The organism is Fulvivirga lutimaris, assembly GCF_009711525.1.
Classification (GTDB): domain Bacteria; phylum Bacteroidota; class Bacteroidia; order Cytophagales; family Cyclobacteriaceae; genus Fulvivirga; species Fulvivirga lutimaris.
In genome coordinates, this window is the sequence record NZ_SMLV01000344.1 from 9,330 (window position 1) to 16,978 (window position 7,649).

8 protein-coding genes are annotated in these 7,649 nt (G+C 36.9%); 6 read left to right on the forward strand and 2 right to left on the reverse strand.

Going from position 1 to position 7,649, the window contains the following annotated elements; all coding sequences use genetic code 11:
- The first annotated feature begins 116 nt into the window (after positions 1 to 116).
- Together E1140_RS08145 and E1140_RS08150 are read left to right on the forward strand one after the other, a co-directional pair.
- Positions 117 to 1,169 (forward strand): sensor histidine kinase, encoded by a 1,053-nt coding sequence (locus E1140_RS08145; RefSeq protein WP_155181509.1) that lies wholly within the window; start codon positions 117 to 119, stop codon positions 1,167 to 1,169.
- Entirely contained in the window at positions 1,166 to 1,927 is a 762-nt protein-coding gene (locus E1140_RS08150; protein WP_155181512.1) for a LytR/AlgR family response regulator transcription factor, read from the forward strand. Before E1140_RS08145 ends, E1140_RS08150 begins: the two co-directional genes overlap by 4 nt.
- 2 nt (positions 1,928 to 1,929) lie before the next feature.
- On the opposite strand, the gene E1140_RS08155 is transcribed toward E1140_RS08150, so the two are convergent.
- Both E1140_RS08155 and E1140_RS08160 read right to left on the reverse strand, forming a co-directional pair.
- On the reverse strand, positions 1,930 to 3,294 hold the full coding sequence (locus tag E1140_RS08155) for a hypothetical protein (RefSeq protein WP_155181515.1): 1,365 nt from the start codon (positions 3,292 to 3,294) through the stop codon (positions 1,930 to 1,932).
- Complete coding sequence (locus tag E1140_RS08160; protein WP_343034187.1) at positions 3,287 to 3,871, reverse strand: RNA polymerase sigma factor; 585 nt, start codon at positions 3,869 to 3,871, stop codon at positions 3,287 to 3,289. The genes E1140_RS08155 and E1140_RS08160 overlap by 8 nt, the downstream gene beginning before the upstream one ends.
- 337 nt (positions 3,872 to 4,208) lie before the next feature.
- Here E1140_RS08160 and E1140_RS08165 point away from each other — a divergent pair, with 337 nt between their 5' ends.
- The 4 genes from E1140_RS08165 to E1140_RS08180 form a co-directional block, all read left to right on the forward strand.
- Positions 4,209 to 4,952: a glycosyltransferase gene (locus tag E1140_RS08165; protein WP_155181518.1), complete on the forward strand. Its 744-nt coding sequence runs from the start codon at positions 4,209 to 4,211 to the stop codon at positions 4,950 to 4,952.
- Positions 4,952 to 5,602, forward strand: coding sequence for a lipid-A-disaccharide synthase N-terminal domain-containing protein (locus E1140_RS08170; RefSeq protein ID WP_155181522.1), 651 nt, complete (start codon positions 4,952 to 4,954; stop codon positions 5,600 to 5,602). Before E1140_RS08165 ends, E1140_RS08170 begins: the two co-directional genes overlap by 1 nt.
- The gene (locus E1140_RS08175) at positions 5,599 to 6,573 is read left to right on the forward strand and encodes a GDP-mannose 4,6-dehydratase (protein WP_155181524.1); all 975 of its coding nucleotides are present in this window, start codon (positions 5,599 to 5,601) and stop codon (positions 6,571 to 6,573) included. The genes E1140_RS08170 and E1140_RS08175 overlap by 4 nt, the downstream gene beginning before the upstream one ends.
- The coding region (locus E1140_RS08180; RefSeq protein WP_185153480.1) for an ArnT family glycosyltransferase at positions 6,564 to 7,649 on the forward strand (1,086 nt) is incomplete at its 3' end. The genes E1140_RS08175 and E1140_RS08180, both read left to right, overlap by 10 nt.

A 7,649-nucleotide genomic window follows, 5' to 3' on the forward strand; every position in this document is an offset into this window, starting at 1 on the left:
TGTTATGAAAAGGCCACATCACAAAAAAAGGAGACCTCTCACCCTATTGTCCCGATAACTATCGGGAGAGGTGACGTTGAGCATAAAGGAAGTCGTAGTGGTCTTTAACAGTTATAATGACAGAAAACGTTAAAAAATATGGGCTGAGAGTACTTATCTCGGCCTTTATTTATTTATTCTTCAGGCTTACCTCTGAGCCGATGTACAGTGAAAGAGCAACCGATATCACTGTATGGCCCTTCTTATTGCTATTTGCAATATTTGTGGTGCTCTTTATTTGGGAAATATGTGATAGAGTAATATTATACTTCGCCAGAAATTTTCCCCATTACTTAACATCAAAAAGGTGGCTGTTTTTCCTTTTCCTGGCGACTACGCTAGCAACCTTTCCTCTCCTTACTGTATTTATATATTTTGAAAATTACTACCTAAAGATCTGGCTAAATTGTGTTCGCGATTCTTATGAGGAATTCTTTACAGATCTCCCACAGGCCTTTGTTGTAGCCTGGCTTTTAATAACTGTTGAAATATTGAAGGTTTATTATACCCACATCAAGAACATGGAGGTGGAAAAGAACCGAATGCAGAAAGAAATACTGAGAACACAGTATGAAAGCCTTAAGAATCAGGTAAACCCCCATTTCCTTTTCAATAATTTCAGTGTTCTTGATGCGCTGATACACACCAACCAAGAACTGGCTTCGGACTTCTTAACCCAGCTCTCAAAGCTTTACAGGTACATACTTGATAACCGGGAAAACGAAATGGTGCCTCTATCCAAAGAGTTGGAATTACTCGACTCATACCTATTCCTTTTACAGATCCGACATGAGGACTGCATCTTTCTGGAAAGCAAAGTGACTATCAATCCAGATAAATTTTATATACCAACCCTGTCGTTGCAAATGTTGATTGAAAATGCCGTGAAGCACAACAGTTTTAATAAGAACAATCCACTGCAGATTAAGATCTTTACGGAAGATGAGCAGTTCATAATAGTTCAGAATAAGATCAACCTTAAAAAACAACCTGCTAACTCCACTAAAGTGGGGCTGGAGAACATAAAGAGTAGGTATCATCTGCAATCTGACAAGAAAGTCATCATATATCAATCGGAAGAAACCTTTAAAGTAAAACTGCCCATTCTCACATCAATCAAATTTGCATGAACCTGATAATAGTTGAAGACGAAAAGTTAAGCGCTGAAAGGCTGCAATCTCTGGTAAATCAGATTGATCCAAAAATTGAGGTCGTTGGCATGCTTTCTTCGGTAAGTGAGGCTACCGAATGGTTCAGAGACAATTCGCCTCCGGATATTGTGTTATTAGACATTCAGCTAAGTGACGGCACTGGTTTTGACATATTGGCTACTATGTCAACACTACCATGCATAATCTTCACTACAGCGTATGATGAATATGCACTGAAGGCATTTAAATATAACAGCATAGAGTACCTGCTTAAGCCTATAGATAAAAATGAGCTAGCAACCGCTCTGCTAAAATTCAGTCAGATAAACAGGCCGGCCATTTATGATTCTGCCTTTGTTAAGAAAATAGAAAATGTTGAAAAAACTATTACTGGTGAATATAAAAGGCGATTTTTAATCAAAATTGGTGAGCAATTTAAGAATATAGAGGTTGAAAATATAGCCTATATCTACTATCAGAATGGCAGTTGTAATATTTGCACAACAGATGACAAAAGATTACCCATCGACTACTCTTTGGACCAGTTGGAGGAAGTGTTAAATCCTGCAGATTTTTTAAGGGTAAATCGTCAGCTTATTGTAAAAGCTACAGCTATTGCTGAAATTCATACCTATTTTAACAGCCGGCTTTTGCTCATGCTTAACCCTTCATTTAATGAAGAAGTAATTGTAAGCCGTGACAGGGTCAGTACTTTTAAAAGCTGGATGGATAGTTAAATTTATCTAACACTAAATAGATAAGAGGCTTTGAGGCCAATGAAGCTAGACTCTGATTGCTCATAACCTAGACTCCCCAAACTGGTTTTGTGAACCAATGAGGTCTCCAGACGTTTACCATTTTTAAGTTTGGTACTTAACCCTAGTGACAAGTTTAAAGAGCCAAAGTAAAGCTCTGGATTTTTAATCCTAAAGGTAGATTCAACAGGAATTATCAGTCCATTACCAGCATCATAGGAATAATTTAATTCAATATTCTGCTTGGTGTATAAATAAGCTGACAAACCTGCACCATAGATAAGATGGTTACTTTGAGTTATTCTTTGCCTATACTTTAGTGCTGCTGGTATCTCTAAAAACCATGAGCTTATTTCAGCACCGTGAATATCTCCATAGATTGGATCTGATGAAGGAAGGTTTAGCCTGTCGAAGCTTTCCTCTGCTACATCAAAATGGGTTATATTGAAACTAAGCCCTGATTCAACACTTAACACGGGAGACATGATAAAATCAGCAACAAGACCGCCACCAATCACATTGCTGGTTGAGCCCGTGCCACCAAAACCTCTTTGCAGGCTTACTGAAGGACCTATATCAATACCCATTCCATTTTTGTAATGCCTTTCTAGCTCTTTTAATTTTTTAACAGATATCTGTACCGGATGAGGCTCTACGCTTGTTACATAATCATCTGCAGAGGTACTATCCCAAATAAAAAAATATTCTGGTAAGCGATACTCATGGGTGAGCCCTCTCCTTTTTACCAGATAAGGATTTTGATCTGCAGCAATAGGATCATCAACTACCAAAAATAGATAGCCACCATTTTCAACCACTTTACCACGACCTAGCTCCCTAATGATATCATCAGACACCTTACCTGCTCGCCCAAGATAAACCAAGTCCTTCCTGAAATTATAGTCCTCTTTACGAGGCCGATTCTGTACCTGATTTAATTGTTGCCTGAGCTGGGCAATTTGCCCTACCAGCTGATTGTAATACATTTCATTGGCATTTCGGTATTCTACCACTCTGATCGTATCCGGTGGAAGTGCCGACTGATTAGCAGACTCTTGAAGCAGTGACTCTAGCTTATCTATCTTGGCATTTTGGTCTCTCAAAGCCATTACCTGTTCCTGTAGTACTGCATCATTACCAGCTCCATTTAAACCGAACAATATCAACATAGCGATGATAGAAGTGGCTGCCGCTACAAGAATTTCATTCCTATATCTACCATAGAAAGAAGGTCTCACATTAGTGTCCATTTTATAATGCATAGCAGCCAATGCCGAAGGGTCAAACTCCACGGCATCAAACTCCTCTACCTTATTCTTTATAATATCATCAAACCTGCTATCATCCATTCTGCTTCGGAATTAACTGTTGCTGATTTTGATTCAATATTTTTTGCAACTTGCTTCTTGCTATAGACAAATTAGATTTTGAGGTTCCTGCAGTAATATTTAACTGAGCTGCAATTTCTTCATGTTTATAGCCCTCAATAACGAAGAGGTTAAAAACCATTCTATAACTTGCAGGTAGCTGTTGTATGGCATTAATTATCTCCTGCACTGAAAGCTGCTCTAACGCTGTTTCTTCTGTTTCCTGACTTTGCGCATAAGATATATCCAGCATGTTATAGTGTTTCTCATTCTTCCTGTAATAATCAATAGCCGCATTGATCATAATTCTTCTTACCCATCCCTTAAAAGACTTCCCCGCAGTATACTTACCAAGATTATTAAACACTTTCATAAAGCCATCATTCACTATTTCTACTGCTTCTTCTCTATGTTTTGAATAACGTAGACAAATTCCCATAGCATAGCCATAGTAGAGCTTATACAACTCGTCTTGACTATTGCGAATCCCTTTTTTGCAGGATTTTAAAAGTTCCTGAAGCTCCTGATCGGTTTTAATGGCGCTATGGTTTTGTCTTATTCTAAAATGATGACGTAATGTTTTGTCAAATAGTTGGTAATGATATTTTTTTTATTTTTCAACCAACCATATATCATGTTCCTCTCGTCACGGTAAAGATCATAATAATTGACTTTCCTTACTATTTAAAACAAATATAAGCTGATAGGATGCAAGAATCGATTTGTGAACAATCTAAAAACTACATCACAGTCCTGTTTGGGAACACGGTTTCTTCTAAATTATCCTTTCACAATTTAGAGCACACAACTACTGTAGCTGCCTGGTTTCATTATGCTGGGATGTTGGAAAGTACTGGTAATCATGAAGTTCTAACAAGGCTTAACCAAATTGTAGAATGAAAGACTTAACGCTTATAATTCCCGTCTTCAATGAAGAAGAATCATTGGAAAAACTAAAAGAAACCTTAGACGAATTTATTGAAAAATCGAAGCCTTCAGTAGCTATACTTTTCGTAAATGACGGCTCTACAGACCATAGTTCTGAAATAATTCAAAGTATTGTCAGGTATGATACTAATTACACTTCCATCTCTCTTGATAAAAATTGTGGCTTGAGTACTGCAATAAAGGCAGGCATTGATTTTACAGAGACAGCATGGGTGGCATACATGGATGCTGATATGCAAACCACACCTCTTGACTTGATTAATTATTATCCTTATATGATGGATTATGATATGATTAATGGAATAAGAAAAAAGAGGAAAGATAGCTATATCAAGAAATTATCATCACTAATTGCAAATGCCTTCAGGCGATATATGATTAAAGATGGTATTGAAGACACCTGCTGCCCACTTAAGCTAATAAAAACTGATGTTGCCAAGTCAATCCCTTTCTTTAAGGGAATGCACCGTTTTATGCCTGCATTAGTTCAACTTCAAAACAAAAGAGTAAAGCAGTTAGAAGTAAGGCATTTTGAAAGATATGCTGGCACGGCCAAGTACAATTTATGGAATAGACTAACCGGTCCATTTTTAGATACACTGGCTTTTGTTTGGATGCGTAAAAGATACATCAACTATACCATCCTAACCCCGGAGATGAAAACTAGTTTCAAAAAAGAAAAGGTCGCTTAATGGACGAACCATATTGGATTTATGCTGTTGGTCTGGCTGCCCAACTCTTATTTAGCGCCAGGTTAATAATACAATGGTTAAGGTCAGAGCAGTCAGGAAGGGTGCTATCTCCGACCATATTTTGGCAGCTGAGCCTTATTGCCTCTTTTTTATTAATTGCTTATGGAATATTGAGAGATGATCCTGTGATTATTTTTGGTCAGATCATTTCATATTTCATTTATATAAGAAATCTTCAATATAAAGGAGCATGGGGTTATATTCCGCACTATTTCAAGGTTATTGTTTTCCTTTTTCCAATAGCCACCATCTCATGGATGGCAGGTTCTAACCAGCATAGCTGGAATGATATTATTGGCAATCCGTCCATATCCTACCTTCTGCTAGTCTGGGGAGCATTGGGACAGGTCGTTTTCGCCTTAAGGTTTGTGTATCAATGGTACTTTTCTGAAAAGCTAAAAAAATCAGTCCTACCTCTTGGTTTTTGGATCATTAGCATGGTAGGCTCACTACTCATAGTTTCCTATGGGTTTTTCAGATATGACCCTATACTTATTTTGGGGCAAGCATTTGGGATAATTGCTTATGCTCGAAATATACAAATAGGTATGCAAGCAAAAAAGGTCAAAATGGAGGCTAAACCATTATGAAAAGAACAATTTTAGTTACCGGATGTGCAGGATTCATTGGCTCACATGTATCTGAAAGGCTTTTAAAACAAGGCCACACTATAGTAGGCATAGATAATTTCGATCCTTTTTATGCTCGTAGTATAAAGGAAGAGAATATTATGGTTTTTAGAGATTCTTCTGATTTTCACTTTCTTGAAATAGATCTTGTTAAAGATGACTTTCACAAGCTTCTATCAAGTTTTGATGTAGACATAGTTATTCATTTAGCAGGCAAAGCTGGAGTGAGGCCATCCATAGAATCACCTCAAAGCTATATTGACAATAACATCACAGGTACCTTAAACTTGCTTAATTATATGAAAGACCGAAAGGTCAATAAAATGGTATTTGCCTCATCTTCCTCTGTATATGGTAATGGTGTACCTCCCTTTGCAGAAGATGTTAATGACAACAAACCCATTTCCCCTTATGCTTTTACTAAAAGATCCTGTGAGCTAATGAATCACACTTATCATTCACTTTACAACATCGATTTTATCAATTTGAGATTTTTTACAGTTTATGGACCACGACAAAGACCAGACTTGGCCATTAACAAATTCGTTCGTCTTATTAATGAAGAATTGCCAATACCTTTTTACGGAGATGGCTCCACCATGAGGGATTATACTTATATAAGCGATATTGTAGACGGCATATCTTTATCAATGGATTATCTAACACAAAATGATAGCACATTTGAAACTATCAACATTGGCAATAACAATCCTATTAGTCTAAATGATCTAGTTTCAACTATTGGTTCTATTTTAAATAAAGAGGTTTTCTTTAACCAACTACCAAAGCAGCCAGGAGATGTAGAATTGACCTGTGCCGATATAAGTAAAGCTGAGGCTCTTATTGGCTATTTTCCAAAAATCACTATCATGGAGGGCCTGACTAAGTTTATTGACTGGCAAACAAATAAGACTCTCAGCCTATGCAATTAAAATATAAACTACTGGTTGTTGCCTTAGTGTCTGTGATGAATTTTGTTGTCAATAATCAATACCTGAGCCCGGACATTATGGAAGCCAGAAATCTAATAACTGCTAGAGAGATAGTACAAACAGACAACTGGCTAAACCCCACCATGAATGGTTACCCAAGATTAGCAAAACCACCTTTACCAACTTGGGTCAATGCGGCAATAGCTAAAGTCTATCCTGTTGATAATTTAGCATTACACAGAATTCCAGCTGCTATCATGGGTTTTTTGATGGTATTAGCTGTTTTTTTTATTGCCAAATCAATTTCAGGAAATGAAACTGTGGGTTATTATTCTTCGCTTGTTGCAGCTACAAGCTACTACCTGATCTTAATGAGTCGTCAAGCCACCTGGGATATTTACTGTCATTCATTAATGGCTATAGCCATTGCCTTTTTGATTGACATATGGCGTAAAAATTCTAGCAGCATATTTTCATATTCAATGGCTGGCTTGTTTATGGGCTTATCATTTATGAGTAAAGGGCCGGTATCATTTTATGTAATACTGATACCATTTCTTATTGGCTGGTTTATGGTAATGAAAAATACAGCTATTAAAAACCAATGGAAGGGATTGTTATTAATGGTATTTATCTTCATGGTTGTTGGTTTTTCCTGGCCTATTTATCAACTCATCACCAATAAAGAATTGCTATTAAGAATAGTCAATGCAGAAAGTATGGCATGGACTGAGCGTCATGTAAAACCATTTTATCAATATTGGGGTTTTTGGTCTCATGTAGGCATTTGGTCATTATTTGCTCTATCTACATTGATCTATCCTTTCATGAAGCAGCGTATACCGATAAAAGAGTACAAATTCCTCTTTTGGTGGTTAATACTGATGGTCGTATTACTCTCAATTCCAGGTGAAAAGAAAGAAAGATATTTACTCCCTGTAATTATACCACTATCGTGTTTAATTGGTTATTTCATTGACTACCTACACAAATGTTGGCGACTGAATAATTTGACATTAGCTGATAAAAACCTGGTAAGAATATACCTTACGCTTCTTTTTATTATAAGTATTTCA

Excerpts from the sequence above, each read along its gene's own strand:
- E1140_RS08165 (WP_155181518.1), top strand. The coding sequence starts at position 4,209 with ATGAAAGACTTAACGCTTATAATTCCCGTCTTCAATGAAGAAGAATCA.
- E1140_RS08175 (WP_155181524.1), top strand. The coding sequence starts at position 5,599 with ATGAAAAGAACAATTTTAGTTACCGGATGTGCAGGATTCATTGGCTCA.
- E1140_RS08150 (WP_155181512.1), top strand. The coding sequence starts at position 1,166 with ATGAACCTGATAATAGTTGAAGACGAAAAGTTAAGCGCTGAAAGGCTG.
- E1140_RS08170 (WP_155181522.1), top strand. The coding sequence starts at position 4,952 with ATGGACGAACCATATTGGATTTATGCTGTTGGTCTGGCTGCCCAACTC.
- E1140_RS08145 (WP_155181509.1), top strand. The coding sequence starts at position 117 with ATGACAGAAAACGTTAAAAAATATGGGCTGAGAGTACTTATCTCGGCC.
- E1140_RS08155 (WP_155181515.1), bottom strand. The coding sequence starts at position 3,294 with ATGGATGATAGCAGGTTTGATGATATTATAAAGAATAAGGTAGAGGAG.